The following is a 21,971-nucleotide window of genomic DNA, read 5'->3' on the forward strand; positions in this document are numbered from 1 at the left end:
TCAAGGAATCAACATGCAACTGATCTGGCTGCGCAGCGATTTGCGCCACTACGACAACACCGCCCTGAGCGCCGCCGCCACACGCGGCCCAACCGTGGCCGTTTACCTCATCAGCCCTGATCAATGGCGGGCCCATGACGACGCGCCGTGCAAGGTCGACTTCTGGCTGCGCAACCTGCGCCCCCTGAGCGACAGCCTGCAGCAGCTCAATATCCCGCTGCTGATTCGTACCGCTGCAGCCTGGGATCAGGCGCCGGCGGTCCTCCTTGAATTGTGCCAGCAACTGGGTATCGAGGCGGTCCACGCCAACCAGGAATACGGGATCAACGAAACCCGTCGCGATAAAGCAGTGGCTCAAGCCCTTGACGCCAAGGGCATTGAATTTCACAGCTACCTCGACCAACTGCTGTTCCAGCCAGGCAGCATCCTGACGCAGTCCGGCTCGTACTTTCAGGTGTTTAGTCAATTTCGCAAGGTCTGCTACAACCGCCTGCACATGGCCATGCCGCAAATTGTCGCCAGCCCCAAGGCCCAAGCGCCGTTGCACATCACACGCGACCCCCTGCCTGAAACAGTTGACGGTTTTGCTGTGCCCGGTGCGGCGTTACGGGCGCTATGGCCTGCGGGGGAAGAGGAAGCTCGGCAACGTCTGGCGCAGTTTGCCGACGAACAGATTGAATACTACAAGGACCAGCGCGACCTGCCGGCCAGACCCGGCACCAGCCAGCTTTCGGCCTATCTGGCAGCGGGCGTTATCTCCCCCCGGCAGTGCCTGCACGCCGCCCTGCAAAGCAACAACGGTGAGTTTGAAAGCGGCAGCCCCGGCGTATCTACCTGGATCACGGAGCTGCTATGGCGCGAGTTCTACAAGCACATTCTGGTGGGTTACCCACGGGTCTCGCGGCACCGCGCCTTTCGCCCCGAAACAGAGTTTCTGCCGTGGCGTGACGCGCCCACTGAACTGGCCGCCTGGAAACAGGGCTGTACGGGCTTCCCGATCATTGACGCGGCCATCAGACAACTGCTGCAAACCGGCTGGATGCACAACCGCCTGCGTATGGTAGTAGCGATGTTCCTGACCAAGAACCTGTTGATCGACTGGCGTGAAGGCGAACGTTTTTTTATGCAGCACTTGATCGACGGCGACCTGGCCGCCAACAACGGCGGCTGGCAGTGGAGCTCTTCCACCGGCACCGACTCCGTGCCGTATTTTCGAATCTTCAACCCGCAGACTCAGTCAGAGCGCTTCGACCCCGAAGGTCGATTTATCAAGCACTGGCTGCCCGAACTGGCGGACCTGAATAAAAAACAGCTGCACAACCCCGCCTTGATTGGCGGACTGTTTGGCGTGGCCAATTACCCGGTCCCCATCGTTAACTTGAGCCAAAGCCGCGACCGCGCCCTGAGCGCTTTCAAAAATCTGCCATCACGGCAAATGCTGGAGGTGAGCCATGGCTGACGGGCGGCGGATCTGGCTGACGGGCGCCAGCAGCGGGATTGGCGCGCACATGGCGCAGACATTGCTCGAAGGCGGCGCTCGGCTGGCATTGAGCGCCCGCACGCTGGAGCCCCTGAAAGCCTTGGCCGACCGTTACCCTGGGCAAGTTTTGCTGGTGCCCGGCGACTTGACCGACAGTGCGCAAGTACGCGAAATCGGCAAGCGCATCGCGCAAGCCTGGGGCGCACTGGACAGCGTGATCCTCAACGCCGGGACCTGTGAATATGTCGACGTCCGTCAGTTCGACGCGGCGCTGGTCGAGCGCGTGGTGCGCACCAACCTGCTGGCCAGCAGCTATTGCCTTGAAAGTGCTCTGCCTTTACTGCGCGCAGGTTCGCGCCCGCATCTGGTAGGGGTGGTCAGCTCCGTAACCTATTGGGCATTACCACGGGCCGAGGCGTACGGGGCATCGAAAGCGGGCCTGCGCTACTTGCTCGAATCGTTGCGTATCGATCTGGCTCAGGAAGGCATCGACGTCACCTTGGTCAGCCCTGGTTTTGTCGACACTCCGCTCACCGAAAACAATGACTTCCCAATGCCCATGCGCTGGTCCGCGCAAAAAGCTGCACGGCATATTTGCCAGCGCCTGGACAAACACCCGCTGGAAATCGCATTCCCCACAGTATTTATCGCCACCTTGCGGTTGTTGGCAAACTTGCCAAAACGCCTGCAAGTGGCGCTAGGCAAACGCCTGGCAAGGACCTCAGACGGTAAGCCATCATGAAAATCGCGATCATTGGCAGCGGCATTTCGGGGCTGACCTGCGGCTACTTGTTGCACAAGGAACATGATATCAGCGTGTTCGAGACCAGTGACTGGGTAGGCGGCCACACCCACACCGTATGGGTGAACGTCGAAGGGAAAACCTATGCCGTGGACACTGGGTTCATTGTATTCAACGACTGGACTTATCCCAATTTCATCAAGCTGATGGACCAGTTGGGGGTTCGCTCCAAAGCCACTGAAATGAGTTTTTCAGTGCACGACACTGACAGCAAACTCGAATACAACGGCAATACCCTCAATAGCTTGTTTGCCCAGCGCAGCAACCTGTTGTCGCCCAGGTTCTGGGGCATGTTGCGCGATATTTTACGTTTCAATCGCCAAGCCATTCGTGATCTGGACGAACAGCGTATTGCCAGCGACACCCAACTGGGCGACTACCTGCAACAACAGGGTTATGGGTCGCGCTTTATCGAGCACTATATCGTTCCGATGGGGGCCGCAATCTGGTCCATGTCATTGGCCGATATGCTGACCTTTCCGCTGCAGTTTTTTGTGCGTTTCTTCAAGAATCACGGTTTGCTCAGCGTCAGCAATCGCCCGCAATGGCGTGTGATTGAAGGCGGCTCAAGTGCTTACATAAAACCGTTGATCGCAGGCTTTTCCGACCGAATTCGTCTCAATTGCCCGGTCATGCAGGTAGCGCGCAATGAACAGGGGGTTCTTGTACATAGCGCCAGGGGCACTGAATACTTCGATAAGGTGATCTTTGCCTGCCATAGCGACCAGGCCCTCAGCCTGCTGGCCAAGCCCTCGACCGCAGAGAAGCAAATCCTGGGGGCGATGCCCTATTACAATAATGACGTAGTACTGCACACCGACACCCGCCTGCTGCCGGACCGGAAACTGGCATGGGCCAGCTGGAATTATCGATTGGGCGCAACAGGGCAAAAACGTGCGGCTGTGACCTACAACATGAATATCCTGCAAGGTATTCAGAGCGACGCGACTTTGTGCGTCAGCCTCAATCAAACCTCAGCGATTGATCCGTTCAAAGTACTGGCCAGCTACACCTATGCCCACCCGCAATACAGCCTGGACGCCGTTGCCGCACAAGCGCGCTGGCAAGAATTGCTGGGCGAGCAGCACAGCTATTTTTGCGGTGCCTATTGGGCCAGCGGCTTTCATGAGGATGGCGTGGTCAGCGCCTTGCGCGTGGCCCAAGCCTTTGGCCAGCACCTATGAACAGCGCCCTGTACAGCGGCTGGATTGCCCATCGACGCTTTGCGCCGACCATCCATGCGTTCCGCTATCAGATCGGTCTGTTGTATCTGGACCTGGATGAGCAAGACGCTGTACTCGGGCTATCACCGCTGGCCGGAAAAAGCCGCTTTGCACCCTTCTCCTTTCGTGAAACCGATTACCTGAAAACCTTCACCACAACCGGCATGCGCTTGATTGACGCGGTTCGCCAGCAAGTAAGTGCTGCTTTAGGGCATACGCCGCAAGGCTCGATCTGTTTACTGACACAAGCCCGCAGCTGGGGGCTGTCCTTCAACCCGGTGAGTTTCTTTTACTGCTACGAGGCTGACGGAAAACTGGCCGCCATCTTGTGCGAAGTCACCAATACGCCTTGGCGCGAACGCTATCACTACGTGCTCCCGACTCAGGGGGACGGTTTTCAGCATGCCGTCGTGGCCAAGGCCTTTCACGTCTCGCCCTTTCTGCCACGGGATCTGGAATACCGCATGAGTTTCAGCCCGCCACAGGCCCGCCTCGGGGTGCATATGGCCGACTGGCAGGGGGAGCTGAAACTGTTTGATGCCACCCTCAACCTGCAGCGCAGCACGCTGGACCGCGCGAGGCTACATCGCTACTTGCGGCAGTTTCCGTGGATGACTGCAAAAACCTGTCTGGCCATTTACTGGCAAGCCTTGCGCCTGTTTCTCAAGCGCACACCGATTTTCTCCCATCAGGCCGCCGACGGCGCCTTTCGCATTGCCGCCCTGCAACCCAAGGATAAACGCCATGAAGAGCCCTAGCCTGGTGAGCAAATCCTCACTATCGACTACCCACAATCTGACCAGCGCGTTGCTGCGCCGTGGGGTCATGCGCCAACTCGGCCAGTTGAAAAATGGCCATTTGGTTGTCATCGAAAATGGCGAACGCCTGATGTTCGGTGACAGCACTGCGGGCCTGGTCGGCGAAGTACAGATTCATGATGCAAGCCTGTGGGGCATGATCGCCAGCAACGGCTCGATTGGTGCCGGTGAAGCCTTTATTCACGGTTACTGGAGTTCCCCCGACCTCACCAAAGTGATCCGGGTGCTGGTCAGCAATATGGAGGTGCTCGATGCCATGGAGGGTGGCCTCGCCCGTCTGGGCCGCCCACTGATACGCGGCCTGCACTGGATCAATCGCAATACCCGCAAAGGCTCGCAAAAAAACATTGCCGCACATTACGACCTGGGCAACGAGATGTTTGAACAGTTTCTCGACCCCACGATGATGTATTCAGCGGCACAGTTTTTAAGTGCTGACGACACCCTGGAACAAGCACAACTCAATAAGCTTGAGCGCATCTGTCAAAAGCTCAACCTCAAGCCCGAAGACCACTTGCTCGAAATCGGCACTGGCTGGGGCAGCATGGCGCTGTTCGCAGCGCAGCATTATGGTTGTAAGGTCACGACCACGACGCTGTCCAAAGAGCAATTCGACTACACCAAAGCCCGGGTTGACGCATTAGGCTTACACGATCAGGTGACCTTGCTGCTGGAGGATTACCGCGATCTGACAGGGCAATACGACAAGCTGGTGTCGATCGAAATGATCGAAGCGGTCGGGCATCATTTTTTGCCCAGTTACTTCAAACAATGCTCCCACCTGCTCAAGCCACATGGGCTGATGCTGTTGCAGGCCATCACCATTCGCGAACAGCGTTACGAGCAAGCCAAAAGCAGCGTGGACTTTATCCAGCGCTACATTTTCCCAGGTGGCGCGCTGCCCAGCGTAAAAAAAATGCTCGAAATTGTCGGCAAGGACACTGACATGAATCTTATGCACATGGAGGATTTTGGCCTGCACTACGCTAAAACCCTGCGTCTGTGGCACGAGAACTTTCGTCGTGCCCACGGTCGATTAACTGAACTGGGCTACGACGAATACTTTCTGCGCCTGTGGGAGTTTTACCTTTGCTACTGCGAAGGTGGCTTTCTGGAGCGCAGCATCGGCACCGCACAATTGTTGCTGGCCAAACCTGCGGCCATGCCCGAGCCATTGCTCGGCCGGTTTAATGCTTAAGAACCTTATCAATGCCGGGCTGTTCCAGCTCGGCTGGTTTGCCTGTGTACTGGGCGGCAATAGCCTGTGGTTACTGCTGGCAGGCAGCGCGCTGTTAGCGCATCTGCTGTGGATAAGTCGCTCATTGGCGCAAGTCCGTTTAATCGCCGTCGTGTGCGTGCTCGGCAGCACGGTGGACAGCCTGCTGCTGAATGCCGGCGTTTTCGCCTTCAAGCAAGCCGGGGTTTTGATTCCGTTCTGGCTGGTGCTGTTATGGGCACTGCTGGCCATCACCTTGAACCATTGCCTGGCATGGACCGCAAAGCCGTTGTGGCGCGCTATTTTGCTGGGCGCAATCGGTGGGCCGTTATCGTATTACGCGGGGCAAAGGCTGGGTGCGGTGCAATTTCCACTGGGCCTGTGGCCAACTCTGCTTGGGTTGAGCCTGTTGTGGGCGGGATTGTTTCCGTTGTTAAGCACCTGTAGCCGCTGGCTGCGATAAGGGCCGCAGGCCATCAACATACCGGGCCCACTACGCGGGCCACAGCAGCCTTCGGCAGCGGCTATATCTCTGCGTTCATCAGCACATCCACACCTGATCGCAGCTCTGCCTTACACTGCGCGCCTATGACCAACATCCCCCTGACCGAAATTACCGAACCCGCCGTCACCTGCTCGACGTGTGCGGCGTGCTGCTGCCAACTGGAAGTGATGCTGATCACCGACACGGGTGTGCCCGAGCGCTTTATCGACAACGATGATTGGGGCGGCGAAGTGATGCTGCGCCTGGATGATGGCTGGTGTGCGGCCCTGGATCGCAACACCATGATGTGCAACATCTATGAGAAACGCCCGCTGATTTGTCGCGAGTTCGAAATGGGCGAAGTCGAGTGCCTCAATGAACGCCAGGGCATTGCGACGGCGTATCGCTGAGAGGGGGCAGGGTTACAGCGCCATCGTGTAGTGCAGCGCATAGCTTTCTACGCCATCGTTGGTGCTGGAGATCCCGGCATTGGAGTAGTGGGTCGCGCGAATCCCGACCTCATGACCACCCGCAAAGCGCAAGCCAAAACCAAGCCGGTCTTCAAACTGGAATGCTGTTCCCAGCCTGTTGCCTTCGACTTCGGTGTGGGCGAACAACGCAACGCCGATCCCGGCCTCGACATAGGGTTTAACCCGCTCACCGGCAAATTCGTATACGAATACTGGCGAGAAAGACAAGCTATTGCTCGCGGATGATTTATCACCTTCCCAGTAGGTGTAAGCCCCGTCCCAATAACCTGTAAGACGCCCAATATCACTTTGCAGCCAGCTTTTGTCCCAATCGGACTTCAAACCAAGACGATACGTCATGGTCGATTCGCTGGTGTGCCCTACCCCAAACTCAAGCCCGGCAGCCTGTGCGGTGAAACTGTGCCCCAGTGCCGCGGCTGCAATCGCAGCCAAACAAAACAGTCGCTTCATAAGAAAATCCTATTTTCATATGCCAATGTCAGTTGTTATGCGCTTCATCAGGCAGGCGCGCTGAAGCAGATTTCTGATTTTTTACAGACCGAAGCTTCGCACAACGCCAGATTTATTCCATAACACAGGTAGGATTTTTCCTAGGTGTTCAGGAGAGGCGCTGGTCCAGAACTGAGCTTCACGGGGTGGGCCGCTCGCCAGCAGCTCTCGTTCGGCCAACAACCGCTGAAGCTGGCGCGCCACGGCGGCACCGGTATCGATCAGGCTGATCGAAGGCGGGAGCATCTGACTCAGCAGAGGCTTGAGGAAGGGGTAATGGGTGCAGCCCAGAATAATGGTGTCGCAACCCGCTGCCAGCAGCGGCTCTACATAGCTGCGCAACAAGGTGCGCAATGCGTCACTGTGCAGGTCACCAGTCTCGATCAGTTCCACCAGGCCCGGACACGGCTGGGTGATCACCCGCACATCGTTGGCAAAACGATCAAGCAAAGCGGCAAATTTGGCGCTTTGCAATGTACCGGTGGTCGCGAGCACCCCCACCACACCGCTGCGAGTAGCTGCCGCTGCCGGTTTGACCGCAGGTTCCATTCCGACCATGGGCCAGTCGGGGTAACGCTGACGCAAATCCGCGACCGCCGCCACCGTCGCGGTATTACAGGCCAGCACCAGAGCCTTGGCACCCTGGCGCTGGAAAAAGTCAGCCACCACCGCACAGCGCTGGCGAATGAATTCGGGGCTTTTTTCGCCATAGGGGATATGCCCACAATCAGCCACGTAGAGCAGCGATTCATGGGGCAATAGTGCGTGAATTTCCTTGAGTACCGACAAGCCGCCGACGCCGGAGTCGAAAACTCCAACCGGCGCTTCACTCATGGCCAACACCACACACACTACACGCAGGGTCGCGCTTGACCCGCAACTCGCGAAAACGCGTGCTCAAAGCATCGATCAATAACAAGCGGCCCACCAGCGGCTCACCAAAACCGGCCAGTACCTTGAGCGCTTCAAGGGCTTGCAAGCTGCCGACCAGCCCCACTAACGGGCCAAGAACTCCAGCTTCGCTGCACGTCAGTTCCGCTTCGCTGCCGTGCCCGTACAAGCAGTGGTAACAGGGGCTGGTGGGCTGACGTGAATCAAATACCGACAGTTGCCCTTCAAGGCGAATCGCCGCGCCACTGACCAGTGGTTTGCGCGCCACGACACAGGCTTTGTTCACCGCTTCACGGGTAGCAAAGTTGTCGCAGCAATCGAGTACCAAATCCACCGCGGCAACGGCATCGGCCAGCGAGTCGGCATCCAGCGCCGATCGGTGAGCGACCAGTTTGATATGCGGATTGATCAGGTGCAGGCGGCGCAACGCGGAGTCGACCTTGCTCTCGCCGACATTGGCGGTGTCATGAATGATCTGGCGTTGCAGGTTGGTCAAATCGACGTTGTCGAAATCGGCCAGGTGCAGCTCACCGACCCCAGCGGCTGCGAGATAGAGCGCGACGGGCGAGCCAAGCCCGCCCAGGCCGATAATCAGCACACGGCTGTTTTTCAGCTTCAACTGACCGTCGATATCGACCTGTTGCAACAGGATCTGTCGGCTATAGCGCAACAGTTCCTCATCGGTCAGCACGGCAGGCGACCCAACGTGATGCGTTCATGTCCACCCAGGTCCTTGCGGCTTTCGACCTGTGCAAAACCTGCGTCCTGCAACAGTTGGCGAACAGCCGCTGCCTGGTCGTAGCCGTGTTCCAGCATCAACCAGCCACCCGCATTCAGGTGCTGGGCAGAGGCCGCGATGATCTCGCGGATATCGTCCAGACCATCAGCACCGGCGACCAGCGCACTTTCAGGTTCAAAACGCACATCGCCTTCGGCCAGATGAACGTCACCGGCGGCAATGTAGGGCGGGTTGCTGATGATCAGATCAAAACGTTGGTCGGCCAATGCGCTGAACCAGTGACTGGTAAACACATTGACTTTTTCGAGCTGCAAACGCTGGCGATTGCGCTCGGCCAGCGCCACGGCTTCAAGCACACGGTCAACCGCGGTTACGTGCCAAGCGGCGCGTTCACTGGCCAAGGCCAGCGCGATTGCACCGCTGCCGGTGCCCAAGTCCAACACTTTGGCCGGGCTTGCGGGCAGCAGGGCCAGCGCCGTTTCGACCAACAGCTCGGTGTCCGGGCGCGGAATCAGTGTATGCGGCGCCACTTCCAGATCCAGGTTCCAGAAGCCCTGTTGCCCCAGAATGTAGGCCACCGGCTCACCGGCCCGGCGACGCAGCAAGTATTCGGCGAAGGTCAACGCCGATTCGCTGCTGACAATTTTCTCGGGCCATGTGTGCAAATAACTGCGCGACTTGCCCAGGGCAGCAGCCAGTAGCAGCTCCGCATCGAGACGGGCAGTTGGTGAATCAGGCAGTTCAGCAGCACGTAACAAGCTGGCAATAATAGTCATTTATTCACCCAGGGCTGTCAGTTGATCAGCCTGAAACTCCGCCAATAGTGGCTCAATAACGGCATCAACACCGCCAGCCAGTACGTCATCCAGGGAATACAGGGTCAGGTTGACGCGATGGTCGGTCACTCGCCCCTGCGCGAAATTGTAAGTGCGGATGCGCTCGGAACGATCTCCCGAACCCACCAGCGACTTGCGCTCGCTGGCAATGGCATTGGCCGCAGCGCTGGTTTGCTGATCATTCAACTTGGCCGAAAGCCAGGACATCGCCCGCGCCCGGTTTTTATGCTGGGAGCGCTCTTCCTGACACTCCACCACAATGCCCGAGGGCAAGTGGGTAATGCGAATCGCCGAGTCGGTCTTGTTGACGTGCTGACCACCCGCGCCCGAAGAACGGTAGGTATCAACGCGCAAATCGGCCGGGTTGATCTCGATGGCTTCTTGCTCGTCCGGCTCGGGCAACACGGCCACGGTGCATGCGGAGGTATGGATACGACCCTGGGATTCGGTGGCGGGCACACGCTGTACGCGGTGCACACCCGACTCGAACTTCAGCTTGCCGTACACATTCTCACCTTCGACGCGGGCAATGACTTCTTTATAGCCGCCATGCTCACCGCTGTTTTCCGACAGGATTTCCAGCTTCCAGCCGCGACGCTCTGCGTAGCGCGAATACATGCGAAACAGATCGCCCGCAAAAATGGCCGCTTCATCGCCCCCCGTTCCGGCGCGAATTTCAAGGAATACATTGCGCCCGTCATTCGGGTCCTTGGGCAACAACATGCGCTGCAGGTCTTTTTCCAGTTCGATCAACCGTTCTTTAGCTTCGCGAACTTCTTCGACCGCCATTTCACGCATGTCGGGGTCGTTATCCTTAAGCAACGCCTGGGCGCCTTCAAGGTCGGCCTGCACTTTGAGCCACAGCCCGTAAGCCGTAACAATGGGTTCAACTTCCGCGTACTCCTTGGAATAGGCACGGAATTTGGTTTGATCAGAAATGACTTCGCCATCGCCAAGCAGTGCGGTCAGTTCTTCAAAACGGTCCTGGAGGATGTCCAGCTTATTAAGCAGTGACGCTTTCATTACAATTTTTTATCCGCAGAGCTATGCGATGAGCCCTCACCGAGGGCAAAAAGTTCTTGGGCCATGGCCAACGCATCGAGGCGGCCTTCGGCGGAAAGCTTTTTCAGCTGCACGCTGGGTGCATGCAGCAATTTATTAGTCAGGCCACGCGCCAGTTGTACCAGCACATCTTCAGGGTTGCTGCCATTGGCAAGCATCCGCTGGGCCTTTTGCAGTTCTTCGTCCCGCAGACGCTCGCTTTGCTGACGATAGGCTTTAAGCACATCAACCGCCGCCAGTTCACGCAAACGCACCATAAAGTCGTCAGCGCCGATGCTCACCAGTTCTTCGGCCGCCTGGGCAGCGCCCTGACGACTCTTGAGGTTTTCGGCAACCACTTCGTGAAGATCATCGACGGTATAGAGGTAAACGTCGTCCAACTCGCCGACTTCTGGCTCGATATCGCGGGGAACAGCGATGTCGACCATGAAAATTGGCTTGTGCTTGCGCAGCTTCAAGGCGCTTTCGACGGCCCCTTTACCCAAAATCGGCAACTGGCTGGCCGTGGAGCTGATCACGATATCGCTGTGTACCAGCTCCTGGGGAATATCCGACAGCAGCACGGCGTGGGCACCGAACTGTTCAGCCAGAGTACTTGCGCGCTCCAGAGTACGGTTAGCCACCACGATGCGCTTGACCCCAAGGTCATGCAGGTGGCGGGCGACCAGGGTAATGGTCTCGCCCGCTCCGATCAGCAAGGCCTGGCTGCGCTGCAAATCACTGAAGATCTGCTTGGCCAGGCTCACGGCAGCAAACGCCACAGAAACCGGGTTTTCGCCAATGGCAGTGTCGGTGCGCACTTGCTTGGCCGAGTTGAAGGTCGCTTGAAACAAACGTCCCAACAAAGGCCCGACAGTGCCCGCCTCACGTGCCACGGCGTAGGCTGATTTCATCTGGCCGAGAATTTGCGGCTCGCCCAGCACCAAAGAGTCCAGGCCCGAGGCCACGCGCATCATGTGACGAACGGCAGCATCGTCTTCGTGGATGTAGGCGCAAGCCTGCAACTCTTCGAGGCTCAGCTTGTGATAGTCCGCCAGCCATTGCAGTACGCTGTCAGGCGAAAGGTGGTCCTGCTCTATATAGAGCTCACTGCGATTGCAGGTGGAGAGGATCGCAGCTTCGCGACTGTCGGTTAGGCGGCAGAGCTGCTGCAAGGCCTCAACCAACTGCTCGGGAGTAAAAGCCACGCGCTCGCGGACGTCTACTGAAGCAGTCTTGTGGTTAATACCGAGTGCGAGGAAGGCCATTCAAGATCGCTGATGATGACGAGAAGCCGGCAATTGTCCTACTTCGCCAGATTGAGAACAACCATTGCTGACTATTGTCTCTATAGTTAAGGTCTGTTGAACACATCAACAGCCCCAAGATATCGATAGTCGCAGCTGTTATGGTTTGCACCATCGCATGTGTCATGATGCCCGGACCGCAGGTAAGTCGCCCATCTCTTATATGAATAGATCCTCCGCGTTGCTCCTCGCTCTCGTCCTTCTCAGTGGCTGCCAGGCTTTGGCCCCCACGTCCCCGGATGATTCATCACCGGCTGAAGACGCTACCTCCGCCCCGGAAAAACCCACGGTCTACAGCTCGTTCAGCGAAGAAACGCTGTACAGCCTGTTGAGCGCCGAGTTGGCCGGTCAACGTAATCGTCTGGACATTGCCCTCGACAACTACGTGACGCAGGCGATCAACACGCAAGATCCGGGCATCTCTGAGCGGGCCTTCCGTATCGCCGAGTATCTGGGCGCCGATCAGGCCGCACTCGATACATCGCTGATCTGGGCCAAAAACGCCCCGGACGATCTTGAGGCGCAACGGGCCGCGGCCATTCAATTGGCGCGCAATGGCCGCTATGACGATTCCATGGCGTACATGGAAAAAGTCTTGCAGGCCAAGGGCGACACTCACTTCGATTTTCTCGCCTTATCGGCAGTAGAGACAGATGCAGAGACCCGAGCGGGCCTGCAGAAAAGTTTTGACAGCTTGCTGGCCAGGCATCCGGACAACGGCCAGCTGATTTTCGGCAAGGCCTTGTTGATGCAACAGGATGGTGATGCCGAAGGCGCACTGAAACTGCTGGAAAAAAATCCGCCCCAGGACGGTGAAGTCGCCCCGCTGTTGTTGCGAGCACGCTTGCTGCAAAGCCTCAATCGCGGCGATGAAGCGCTGCCACTGCTGAAAAAAAGCATTCGCCAATACCCTGACGACAAGCGTCTGGGGCTGACGTATGCCCGCACTCTGGTCGAACAGAACCGCATGGACGAGGCCAAGGTGCAGTTTGCCAGCCTGGTCCAGCAGTACCCCGAAGACGATGAGCTGCGCTTTTCCCTGGCACTGGTTTGCCTCGAGGGCAAGGCCTGGGACGAGGCTGAAGGCTATCTGCAAGAACTGATTGAGCGCGATAGCCATGTCGACTCGGCGCACTTGAACCTGGGCCGGATCGCCGAAGAACGCAATGACCCTCAGGGTGCGCTCAACGAGTACGCATTAGTCGGCCCCGGCAATGAGTACCTGCCAGCACAACTGCGCCAGGCGGATATCCTGGTCAGCCACGGGCGTGGCGCTGAAGCAGCCAAAAACCTGGCGGCAGCTCGTGATGCGCAACCCGACTACGCGATTCAGTTGTACTTGATTGAAGCTGAAACCCTGTCGGCGAATAACCAGACGGAGCGCGCCTGGAGTGTCCTGCAACAGGCACTCAAGCAATACCCTGACGACTTGAATCTGCTGTATTCACGCGCAATGCTCGCCGAAAAGCGCAACGATCTTGAGCAAATGGAGCGAGATCTGCGCGCCATTATCAAACGCGAGCCTGACAATGCCATGGCATTGAATGCCTTGGGTTATACGCTTTCGGATCGAACCACGCGCTACGCAGAAGCCAAGGCACTGATCCAGCAAGCCTATGAACTGAACCCGGATGACCCGGCCGTACTCGACAGCCTGGGCTGGGTGAACTTCCGCCTTGGCGATCTCGATGAAGCCGAACGCTTGCTACGCCAGGCGCTGGAACGCTTCCCGGATCAGGAAGTCGCCGCTCATTTGGGTGAAGTGCTGTGGGCAAACGGTAAGCAGCGTGAAGCCAAAAAAATCTGGGGCACTTTTCTTAAGGAAAACCCTGACAGCCCTATCCTGCGCAAAACTATCTTGCGCCTGACCGGATCCGAGAATCTTTAACCATGTTTTTCCGTCATTTGCGCCATCTTGTCGTTTTTAGCCTGATTGCCGTGCTCGCCGGGTGTGCGGGCTTTGGTGCCCGCGAGTCAGTTGAAGGCCACGGCAGCCCTGCCCTGTGGTCGGCGCACAAACAACAGCTGAGCCAACTCGACGGCTGGCAAATCAACGGCAAAGTCGGAATTCGCGCCCCAAAAGACTCAGGTAGCGCCACCCTCTTCTGGCTGCAGCGTCAGGACTATTACGATATTCGTCTTTCCGGGCCGCTGGGCCGGGGTGCTGCGCGCCTGACCGGGCGACCGGGCAGTGTCGTTCTGGAAGTCGCCAATCAGGGCCGCTACGAAGCACCAACACCCGAGCAATTGCTGGGTGAGCAACTGGGCTGGAGCCTGCCGGTGTCACATCTGGTCTGGTGGGTACGTGGCTTACCCGCGCCTGGCAGCAAAAGCCGGGTGACATTGAATGCAGATAGTCGCCTGGCCAACCTGGAACAGGACGGCTGGAAAATCGAATATTTAAGCTATGTCGAGCAGAACGGCTTCTGGCTGCCCGAGCGGGTCAAGCTGCACGGGCCGGATCTGGACGTCACATTAGTGGTTAAAGATTGGCAACCTCGTTTGTTGGGTCAATGAAATGCAAGACGGTCCAGATAAAAAAAGCCTGATTCTGCCCTCTCCGGCAAAACTTAACTTGATGCTGCACATCCTCGGCCGTCGAGAAGATGGCTATCACGAGCTGCAAACGTTGTTTCAGTTTCTCGATTACGGAGATGAAATGACCTTTACCGTGCGTGACGATGGAATTATTCGTCTGCACACCGAATTCCCCGGCGTCCCTCACGACGACAATCTGATCGTGAAAGCGGCAAAAAAACTTCAGGCGCAATCCTGTTGCCCCCTGGGAATCGACATCCGGATAAAAAAAATTCTGCCCATGGGCGGCGGCATCGGCGGCGGCAGTTCAAATGCGGCAACCACCTTGCTGGGGCTCAATCATCTTTGGCAATTGGCCTGGGATGAAGATCGCCTGGCAGCGCTGGGCCTGAGTTTAGGGGCTGACGTCCCGGTTTTCGTACGTGGCCACGCCGCATTTGCTGAAGGCATCGGGGAAATTCTGACTCCCGCAGCACCGGAAGAACCCTGGTATCTGGTGCTTGTTCCGCAAGTATCTGTAAGTACTGCAGAAATATTTTCAGATCCTTTGTTGACACGTGACTCTTTGCCCATTAAAGTGCGCCCCGTTCCCAAGGGAAACAGCCGAAACGACTGCGAAGCAGTAGTGAAGGAGCGTTATCCAGAAGTACGTAACGCTTTGAATTTGTTAGGTAAATATACCGAAGCAAAATTAACTGGAACTGGAAGTTGTATATTTGGGGCCTTCCCAAACGAAGCAGATGCTGATAAAGTGCTGCACCTTCTGACAGACACCCTTACAGGGTTTGTAGCAAAAGGAAGCAACGTTTCGATGTTGCATCGCAAGCTACAAGATCTGGCAAAGGAAACGGGTACACGGTACTCGTAGCAACAGATACAGGGGCGTCGCCAAGCGGTAAGGCAGCAGGTTTTGATCCTGCCATGCGTTGGTTCGAATCCAGCCGCCCCTGCCATTTCTTATACTCATCCAGGTTACCCTCAGCCTTCAGGTACTGCGCGTGTCCAAGATGATGGTCTTTACGGGGAACGCTAACCCCGATCTGGCTCGGCGTGTCGTACGTCAGCTGCATATCCCACTCGGTGACATCTCTGTCGGAAAATTTTCCGATGGCGAAATTACCGCTGAGATTAATGAAAATGTCCGCGGTAAAGACGTTTTCATCATTCAGCCGACTTGTGCTCCGACCAACGATAACCTGATGGAACTCGTCGTGATGGCAGATGCCTTCCGCCGCTCCTCAGCTACTCGTATTACTGCTGTTATTCCTTACTTTGGTTATGCCCGTCAGGATCGCCGTCCGCGTTCCGCACGTGTAGCTATCAGCGCAAAAGTTGTCGCTGACATGCTTACCGTAGTCGGCATCGATCGTGTTCTCACGGTTGATTTGCATGCTGACCAAATTCAGGGTTTCTTCGATATTCCTGTAGATAACATCTATGGCTCCCCAGTTTTGGTGGATGACATCGAAGATCAGCGCTTTGAGAACCTTATGATTGTGTCCCCGGATATCGGCGGCGTCGTGCGTGCACGTGCTGTTGCCAAGTCCTTGGGCGTTGATCTGGGTATCATCGACAAACGCCGTGAGAAAGCCAATCACTCGGAAGTGATGCATATCATTGGTGATGTCGAAGGGCGTACCTGTATTCTGGTTGATGACATGGTCGATACCGCCGGCACTCTGTGCCACGCGGCTAAAGCCTTGAAAGAGCATGGCGCTTCCAAAGTGTTCGCCTACTGCACACACCCTGTGCTGTCGGGTCGGGCAATCGAGAATATCGAAAATTCCATGCTGGACGAGCTGGTGGTGACTAACACCATTCCGCTGTCCGCAGCCGCACAAGCCTGTACGCGTATCCGCCAGTTGGATATCGCACCGGTTGTGGCTGAAGCGGTTCGCCGCATCAGCAACGAAGAATCGATCAGCGCGATGTTCCGTTAAGGGCCCTGCCCTTCTCAGACATTTGCTGACGAAAAGCGCCCCGCCCCAGCAACCTGTTGGGGCGGGGCTTTTTTGCCCATACCGTCCATAGCGCTGGTCGCAAACGCTAGGCCGGATGTGGTTATTTTGGAGATACAACATGAACGATTTTACTCTGAATGCTGAAGTGCGTTCCGACCTGGGGAAAGGTGCGAGCCGCCGCCTGCGTCGTCTCGCAAGCCTGGTTCCAGCTGTAGTTTACGGTGGCGAAAAAGCCCCTGAATCCATCAGCATGCTGGCTAAAGAAGTTGCCAAACTGCTCGAAAACGAAGCTGCTTACAGCCACGTTATCGAACTGACCGTTGGCGGCGTTAAGCAAAACGTGATCATCAAAGCTCTGCAACGTCACCCGGCCAAAGGCCACGTGATGCACGCTGACTTCGTACGCGTTATCGCTGGTCAAAAGCTGACTGCAATCGTTCCAGTTCACTTCGTTGGTGAAGCTGCTCCGATCAAGAAAGGCGGCGAGATCTCGCACGTTGTTGCTGAAATCGAAGTTACCTGCCTGCCAAAAGACCTGCCTGAATTCATCGAAGTTGACCTGGCTAACGCCGAAGTCGGCTCGATCATTCACCTGTCGGACATCACCGCTCCTAAAGGCGTTGAGTTCGTAGCTCTGGCACACGGTAACGACCTGGCAGTAGCCAACGTTCACGCTCCACGTGTTGCACCAGAAGCAGAGTAATTCATTACTCTGCTGTTGGAGTTTTGAGAAACATCGCGAGCTAACACGCAGCGAGTAAAGCGGACAAGATCGCGAAGTTTACTCATGTAAACCCGCTTTTTTGTCTGTTTTCGCCGCTACTGTCAGCGGCGATGTTATCCACAACTCCATAGAAGGGCCCTTGTCGTGACCGCCATAAAACTGATCGTTGGCCTGGGAAATCCAGGCACCGAATACGAACAGACCCGGCATAACGCAGGGGCCCTTTTTGTTGAGCGTCTCGCGTCGGCAAACGGGGTAAACCTCGTTGCAGACCGCAAATATTTTGGCCTGACCGGGCGTTTCAGCCACCAGGGTCAGGATGTTCGTCTGTTGATTCCCACCACCTATATGAACCGAAGCGGCCAAGCCGTCGCGGCGCTTGCCGGTTTCTACCGTATTGCGCCGGAATCCATACTGGTGGCCCACGACGAACTCGATCTCCTCCCCGGCGTTGCCAAGCTCAAGCTCGGTGGCGGCCATGGAGGTCATAACGGGTTGCGCGACATCATCGCGCAACTGGGAAACAACAATAATTTCTATCGTCTGCGGCTCGGCATTGGCCACCCAGGCGTCGCCAGCATGGTGTCCAACTTTGTTCTGGGTCGTGCGCCTCGCGCCGAACAGGAAAAACTGGACGCCAGCATCGATTTTGCCCTCGGCGTGCTGCCGGATATCCTCGCCGGGGAATGGAACCGTGCGATGAAAAACCTGCACAGCCAGAAGGCCTGACTCTACTCCTCGGGGAAAACACCATGGGATTTAACTGCGGCATCGTCGGCCTGCCTAACGTCGGCAAATCCACCCTGTTCAACGCCCTGACCAAATCCGGTATTGCGGCCGAGAACTTCCCCTTCTGCACGATCGAGCCGAACACCGGCATCGTGCCGATGCCCGACTTACGTCTGGACGCGCTGGCTGCCATCGTTAAACCGCAGCGCATCCTGCCAACCACCATGGAATTCGTTGATATCGCGGGCCTCGTGGCTGGCGCATCGAAAGGCGAAGGCCTGGGCAACAAGTTCTTGGCCAACATTCGTGAGACCGATGCTATCGCTCACGTGGTCCGCTGCTTTGAAGATGAGAACGTGATTCACGTTTCCAACAGCGTTGACCCGAAGCGCGACATCGAAATCATCGACCTTGAGCTGATCTTCGCCGACCTCGACAGCTGCGAAAAGCAACTGCAGAAAGTCGCGCGTAACGCCAAAGGCGGCGACAAGGATGCTGTGGCTCAAAAAGCCCTGCTGGAACAACTGATCGCGCACTTCACCTTGGGCAAGCCGGCTCGCAGCCTGATCAAGAATATGGATGCCGATGAGAAACAAATCATCAAAGGCTTCCACCTTCTGACCACCAAGCCTGTGATGTACATCGCCAACGTGGCTGAAGACGGTTTCGAAAACAACCCGTTGCTCGATGTGGTCATGGCCATTGCCGAAGAAGAAGGCGCAATCGTGGTTCCGGTCTGCAACAAGATCGAAGCTGAAATTGCAGAGCTCGACGACGGTGAAGAAAAGGACATGTTCCTTGAGGCCCTGGGCCTTGAAGAGCCAGGCCTTAACCGCGTAATTCGTGCCGGTTACGAAATGCTCAACCTGCAAACCTACTTCACTGCAGGCGTTCAGGAAGTTCGCGCCTGGACCGTTAAAGTTGGGGCTACCGCTCCGCAGGCAGCCGGTGTGATCCACACCGACTTCGAAAAAGGCTTTATCCGTGCTGAAGTAATCTCCTACGACGACTTCATCAAGTTCAACGGTGAAGCTGGCGCGAAAGAAGCTGGCAAATGGCGTTTGGAAGGCAAGGAATACATCGTTAAAGACGGTGACGTTCTGCACTTCCGCTTCAACGTGTAAAACATCACACGTATAAAAAACCGCGCTCAGGCGCGGTTTTTTTTTGCCTTGTATTTGATCTTCGCCATGAAGAGCACTCTGAAGGCCTGCCAGGGTCTATGGTTACTACCATCTGAATAAATGATCGGGAGCTTTAATGATTCCCCGCGCCAACTTCCTGCGTCGCCATGTCGATTCCTCAATTGAGAAGATCCGGACCCGCTGGTCCTCAGGCTGGCGTGATGCCCTCGCATCCGCCATCGCCGCCGCACTGGCCTGGATTCTCGCCACGCACTTGTTCGGTCACGTACATCCGGTGTTTGCCGCAATCAGCGCCGTCGTGTGCCTGGCCCCAGGCTTGCCCAGCCATGGCAAGCAAGCCATCGGGTTGATGGTGGGAGTGGCCACGGGGATTGTCGTGGGTGAAGCAGCCCTGTGGTTGCCTGACGGCTATCCGCTGCTGCGTATCGGCTTTGCCACCTTCTCGGCCATCGCCATCGCGGCGCTGTATGGCCTGGGGGCCGTAGTTCCGATTCAGGCAGGGGTTTCAGCCGTATTGATGCTTGCAGTCGGCCCTGAGGCCGCAGGCGTGGTCCGCATGCTGGATGTGCTCGTGGGCGCTGGCGTCGGCCTGGTGTTCAGCCAAGTCCTTCTCACCCCCAATCCAATCGGGATCATCGATAGCTCGGCCAAGGACCTACTGGAAAAACTCGCCAAAGGCTTCAGTAAAAGTCTGCAAGCACTGGAAGAAAAAGACGCCAGCAAAGCCGAAAACGCGGTGCTGATTTTCTCCCGAGCCCACGACAGCCTTATCGCCCTGGAAAACGGCATCAGCAGTGCACGCAACACCGCACGCTGGACGCTGCGCGGGCGCTTTGTATCACGGGAGGTCAAAGACATTGCCAAACGCTACGAGCGCCATGCGGTGCGCTTGTACGCCAGCTCGCTGCTATTTGCCGAAGCGTTCGCCGATGCACTGCGCAAGGAACAGGGGCCGCCCCCCGCCTCGCTGCACGAACGACTGGCCAGCGTGGCTTCAGGCTGCGCCGCAATCGCCAATGACAACGAGCATCCAGTATTGCTGCCGGTAGTGCCCATCGAAGTGGCGGATGCCGTGTCCGCGCCCTGGCAACTGTGCTTGCAACACTTGAGCACGGTTGAAAGCGCCCTGCTGACGTTCGGATTTATTACACAGAGCGACAAACCTTCTGCATAGCCACTTGAAAGCCCTTACGGGCTTCCAGGCGGCTACCTATTGGTTTCACACCTTTTTGGTTCGCGGCAGCAAAATAGCCAACACCCCGAACAGCGGCAAATAAGAGCACAGGGTGTACACATACTCGATGCCATGAATATCAGCCAGGTGCCCGAGCAAGGCGGCACCAATCCCGCCGAAGCCAAACATCAAGCCGAAGAAGATACCGGCGATCATCCCCACGTTGCCTGGCACCAGCTCCTGCGCGTACACCACGATTGCCGAGAATGCCGAGGCCAGAATGAAGCCGATGATGACGCTGAGCACGCTGGTCCAGAACAAGTCGGCATAAGGCAGCAGCAGCGTGAACGGCGCAACGCCGAGAATCGAGAACCAGATTACCGCCTTGCGCCCGATGCGATCGCCGATCGGGCCGCCAAAAAACGTACCCGCCGCGACGGCCCCCAGGAACAGGAACAGATACAGCTGCGAGGTGGACACCGAAACGTCGAACTTCTCGATCAGAAAGAAGGTGTAGTAACTGGTCAGGCTCGCCATATAGAAGTACTTGGAGAACACCAGCAAGCCGAGTACCACCAACGCACCCAGCACTCGTTGCTTTGAGAGGCCATGAGTGGCCTTCTGCCCCGCCTTGAGCTTGAACAGGTTCAAATGATTGCGGTACCAGCGACTGATGACATACAGCAGCCCTACGGCGAACAGGGCAAACAGCCCGAACCAGGCTACGTTGCCCTGGCCAAAGGGAATGATGATTGCCGCAGCCAGCAACGGCCCAAAGGCCGATCCGGCATTACCGCCAACTTGAAAGGTCGATTGCGCCAGGCCGTAGCGCCCGCCTGAAGCCAGCCTTGCTACCCGAGAAGCTTCCGGGTGAAAGGTCGAAGAGCCGACACCGACCAGCCCTGCTGCCAACAGAATCAGCGGAAAACTGCCAACCTGGGACAGCATCAAAATCCCGACCAGAGTGCAAACCATACCGGCCGGCAGCAATAACGGATTCGGATGACGGTCGGTGTAGTACCCCACCCACGGCTGTAATAGAGATGCGGTAAGTTGGAACGTCAGGGTAATCAGTCCGATCTGGGTAAACGTCAGGTCATATTTGGCCTTGAGCATCGGATAGATCGACGGCAGTACTGCCTGGATCAGGTCATTGATCAGATGCGCCAAGGCCACTGCGCCGATAATGCGCATGACTAACGGGCTGGACTGGGGGGCAGAAGAGGACGCGGTTGTATTTGTTTGAGCGTTGCTAAGAGCCATTTGAGTTTCCGTACGACAGGTGAATGCGCGCTTGCAGGTACGTCAATGTGCCATTTTTTTACAAGATATTGCCATCCAAAGGCCGCAAAACCTTAAGCAGTTGATAGAACAAAGATTTTTTAAGATATTTGCTTGACACATGTCCCGTACGAGGGAATAATGCGCGCCATTGGCTACATAGCTCAGTTGGTTAGAGCATAGCATTCATAATGCTGGGGTCCGGGGTTCAAGTCCCTGTGTAGCCACCAAATACCGGTTTCACTACATCGCAAGATGAAAATGAAACCAACAAGAAGCCCGCCTAGTGCGGGCTTTCTTGTGTCTGGGCATCTCTCCTTGTCTCCCCCCCCTATACCTTCCCCCTGCGTATCCTTCGTTAATAATCGAACCGAAGGGATACAAGCCAATGAAGCGTTCAGAGATCAAAAGACGCCCCTTATCTGACACTGCTCTGGCCAACCTGGAACCCGACACAAAGGAATACCGGGAACAGAACGGCAATGGGTTGTACTTCCGTGTTAAGCCTGATGGCCAGAAGTCCTGGCAATTACGCTACAAAACTCCGGCGGGCAAATGGAGCTGGATGGGGCTCGGGGGTTATCCGCCCCTACCCACACGCC

The 21,971-nt window shown here is 56.7% G+C and carries 22 protein-coding genes, 2 tRNA genes and 1 pseudogene; 18 read left to right on the top strand and 7 right to left on the bottom strand.

Translation table 11 applies throughout. The features are described from left to right. Positions 1–13: 13 nt before the first annotated feature. The 7 genes from phrB to U5A05_RS20290 all read left to right on the top strand — a co-directional run bounded on the left by phrB (position 14) and on the right by U5A05_RS20290 (position 6,433). Entirely contained in the window at positions 14–1,459 is a 1,446-nt protein-coding gene (gene phrB, locus U5A05_RS20260) for a deoxyribodipyrimidine photo-lyase (protein WP_321834516.1), read from the top strand. Further along, complete coding sequence (locus U5A05_RS20265; protein WP_261739657.1) at positions 1,452–2,222, top strand: SDR family NAD(P)-dependent oxidoreductase; 771 nt, start codon at positions 1,452–1,454, stop codon at positions 2,220–2,222. Before phrB ends, U5A05_RS20265 begins: the two co-directional genes overlap by 8 nt. Further along, the gene (locus U5A05_RS20270) at positions 2,219–3,466 is read left to right on the top strand and encodes an NAD(P)/FAD-dependent oxidoreductase (protein ID WP_321834517.1); all 1,248 of its coding nucleotides are present in this window, start codon (positions 2,219–2,221) and stop codon (positions 3,464–3,466) included. The genes U5A05_RS20265 and U5A05_RS20270 overlap by 4 nt, the downstream gene beginning before the upstream one ends. Then, positions 3,463–4,263: a DUF1365 domain-containing protein gene (locus tag U5A05_RS20275; RefSeq protein WP_321834518.1), complete on the top strand. Its 801-nt coding sequence runs from the start codon at positions 3,463–3,465 to the stop codon at positions 4,261–4,263. Before U5A05_RS20270 ends, U5A05_RS20275 begins: the two co-directional genes overlap by 4 nt. After that, entirely contained in the window at positions 4,250–5,521 is a 1,272-nt protein-coding gene (locus U5A05_RS20280; RefSeq protein WP_321834519.1) for a cyclopropane-fatty-acyl-phospholipid synthase family protein, read from the top strand. Before U5A05_RS20275 ends, U5A05_RS20280 begins: the two co-directional genes overlap by 14 nt. After that, positions 5,514–6,002 (top strand): DUF2878 domain-containing protein, encoded by a 489-nt coding sequence (locus U5A05_RS20285; protein WP_321834520.1) that lies wholly within the window; start codon positions 5,514–5,516, stop codon positions 6,000–6,002. The genes U5A05_RS20280 and U5A05_RS20285 overlap by 8 nt, the downstream gene beginning before the upstream one ends. 125 nt (positions 6,003–6,127) lie before the next feature. Continuing rightward, positions 6,128–6,433 (top strand): YkgJ family cysteine cluster protein, encoded by a 306-nt coding sequence (locus U5A05_RS20290; RefSeq protein ID WP_321834521.1) that lies wholly within the window; start codon positions 6,128–6,130, stop codon positions 6,431–6,433. Positions 6,434–6,445: 12 nt separating this feature from the next. Here U5A05_RS20290 and U5A05_RS20295 read toward each other — a convergent pair whose 3' ends face one another. The 6 genes from U5A05_RS20295 to hemA form a co-directional block, all read right to left on the bottom strand. Next, entirely contained in the window at positions 6,446–6,964 is a 519-nt protein-coding gene (locus tag U5A05_RS20295; RefSeq protein ID WP_321834522.1) for an acyloxyacyl hydrolase, read from the bottom strand. An 81-nt stretch (positions 6,965–7,045) separates the two neighbouring features. Further along, the gene (gene murI, locus U5A05_RS20300; RefSeq protein ID WP_261739664.1) at positions 7,046–7,837 is read right to left on the bottom strand and encodes a glutamate racemase; all 792 of its coding nucleotides are present in this window, start codon (positions 7,835–7,837) and stop codon (positions 7,046–7,048) included. Beyond that, positions 7,830–8,585 (bottom strand): molybdopterin-synthase adenylyltransferase MoeB, encoded by a 756-nt coding sequence (locus tag U5A05_RS20305; protein ID WP_321834525.1) that lies wholly within the window; start codon positions 8,583–8,585, stop codon positions 7,830–7,832. Before U5A05_RS20305 ends, murI begins: the two co-directional genes overlap by 8 nt. Further along, positions 8,579–9,409: a peptide chain release factor N(5)-glutamine methyltransferase gene (gene prmC / locus U5A05_RS20310; RefSeq protein WP_321834526.1), complete on the bottom strand. Its 831-nt coding sequence runs from the start codon at positions 9,407–9,409 to the stop codon at positions 8,579–8,581. The genes U5A05_RS20305 and prmC overlap by 7 nt, the downstream gene beginning before the upstream one ends. Continuing rightward, positions 9,410–10,492, bottom strand: a complete 1,083-nt coding sequence (gene prfA, locus U5A05_RS20315) for a peptide chain release factor 1 (protein WP_261739667.1) — start codon at positions 10,490–10,492, stop codon at positions 9,410–9,412. Further along, positions 10,492–11,778, bottom strand: a complete 1,287-nt coding sequence (gene hemA, locus U5A05_RS20320; RefSeq protein WP_261739668.1) for a glutamyl-tRNA reductase — start codon at positions 11,776–11,778, stop codon at positions 10,492–10,494. Before hemA ends, prfA begins: the two co-directional genes overlap by 1 nt. A 202-nt stretch (positions 11,779–11,980) precedes the next feature. Here hemA and U5A05_RS20325 point away from each other — a divergent pair, with 202 nt between their 5' ends. The 9 genes from U5A05_RS20325 to U5A05_RS20365 all read left to right on the top strand — a co-directional run bounded on the left by U5A05_RS20325 (position 11,981) and on the right by U5A05_RS20365 (position 20,088). Next, on the top strand, positions 11,981–13,705 hold the full coding sequence (locus U5A05_RS20325) for a tetratricopeptide repeat protein (protein ID WP_321834527.1): 1,725 nt from the start codon (positions 11,981–11,983) through the stop codon (positions 13,703–13,705). 2 nt (positions 13,706–13,707) lie between these two features. After that, the gene (gene lolB, locus U5A05_RS20330) at positions 13,708–14,334 is read left to right on the top strand and encodes a lipoprotein insertase outer membrane protein LolB (protein ID WP_261739670.1); all 627 of its coding nucleotides are present in this window, start codon (positions 13,708–13,710) and stop codon (positions 14,332–14,334) included. Between the two features lies 1 nt (position 14,335). Beyond that, entirely contained in the window at positions 14,336–15,223 is an 888-nt protein-coding gene (gene ispE / locus U5A05_RS20335) for a 4-(cytidine 5'-diphospho)-2-C-methyl-D-erythritol kinase (protein ID WP_321834530.1), read from the top strand. 10 nt (positions 15,224–15,233) lie between these two features. Continuing rightward, a tRNA-Gln gene (locus tag U5A05_RS20340) sits at positions 15,234–15,308 on the top strand. Between the two features lie 45 nt (positions 15,309–15,353). Then, positions 15,354–16,295: a ribose-phosphate pyrophosphokinase gene (locus tag U5A05_RS20345; protein WP_003439794.1), complete on the top strand. Its 942-nt coding sequence runs from the start codon at positions 15,354–15,356 to the stop codon at positions 16,293–16,295. Between the two features lie 139 nt (positions 16,296–16,434). Beyond that, positions 16,435–17,019: a 50S ribosomal protein L25/general stress protein Ctc gene (locus U5A05_RS20350; RefSeq protein ID WP_261739672.1), complete on the top strand. Its 585-nt coding sequence runs from the start codon at positions 16,435–16,437 to the stop codon at positions 17,017–17,019. Positions 17,020–17,184: 165 nt separating this feature from the next. Further along, on the top strand, positions 17,185–17,769 hold the full coding sequence (pth, locus tag U5A05_RS20355; protein ID WP_048360129.1) for an aminoacyl-tRNA hydrolase: 585 nt from the start codon (positions 17,185–17,187) through the stop codon (positions 17,767–17,769). Positions 17,770–17,792: 23 nt separating this feature from the next. Further along, positions 17,793–18,893, top strand: a complete 1,101-nt coding sequence (gene ychF, locus U5A05_RS20360; RefSeq protein ID WP_261739673.1) for a redox-regulated ATPase YchF — start codon at positions 17,793–17,795, stop codon at positions 18,891–18,893. Positions 18,894–19,029: 136 nt separating this feature from the next. Beyond that, positions 19,030–20,088, top strand: a complete 1,059-nt coding sequence (locus U5A05_RS20365; RefSeq protein WP_261739674.1) for an FUSC family protein — start codon at positions 19,030–19,032, stop codon at positions 20,086–20,088. Positions 20,089–20,133: 45 nt separating this feature from the next. Here U5A05_RS20365 and U5A05_RS20370 read toward each other — a convergent pair whose 3' ends face one another. Continuing rightward, positions 20,134–21,351 carry an MFS transporter gene (locus tag U5A05_RS20370; RefSeq protein WP_261739675.1) on the bottom strand — a complete coding sequence of 406 codons (1,218 nt, stop codon included), beginning with the start codon at positions 21,349–21,351 and terminating at the stop codon, positions 20,134–20,136. 171 nt (positions 21,352–21,522) lie between these two features. Here U5A05_RS20370 and U5A05_RS20375 point away from each other — a divergent pair. Together U5A05_RS20375 and U5A05_RS20380 are read left to right on the top strand one after the other, a co-directional pair. Beyond that, positions 21,523–21,599: transfer RNA gene (locus U5A05_RS20375), tRNA-Met, on the top strand. 158 nt (positions 21,600–21,757) lie between these two features. Continuing rightward, a pseudogene (locus U5A05_RS20380) lies at positions 21,758–21,955 on the top strand (Arm DNA-binding domain-containing protein); the annotation flags it as partial. Positions 21,956–21,971 lie beyond the last annotated feature (16 nt).

This window comes from Pseudomonas kulmbachensis (assembly GCF_963681935.1).
Taxonomy (GTDB): Bacteria; Pseudomonadota; Gammaproteobacteria; order Pseudomonadales; family Pseudomonadaceae; genus Aquipseudomonas; species Aquipseudomonas kulmbachensis.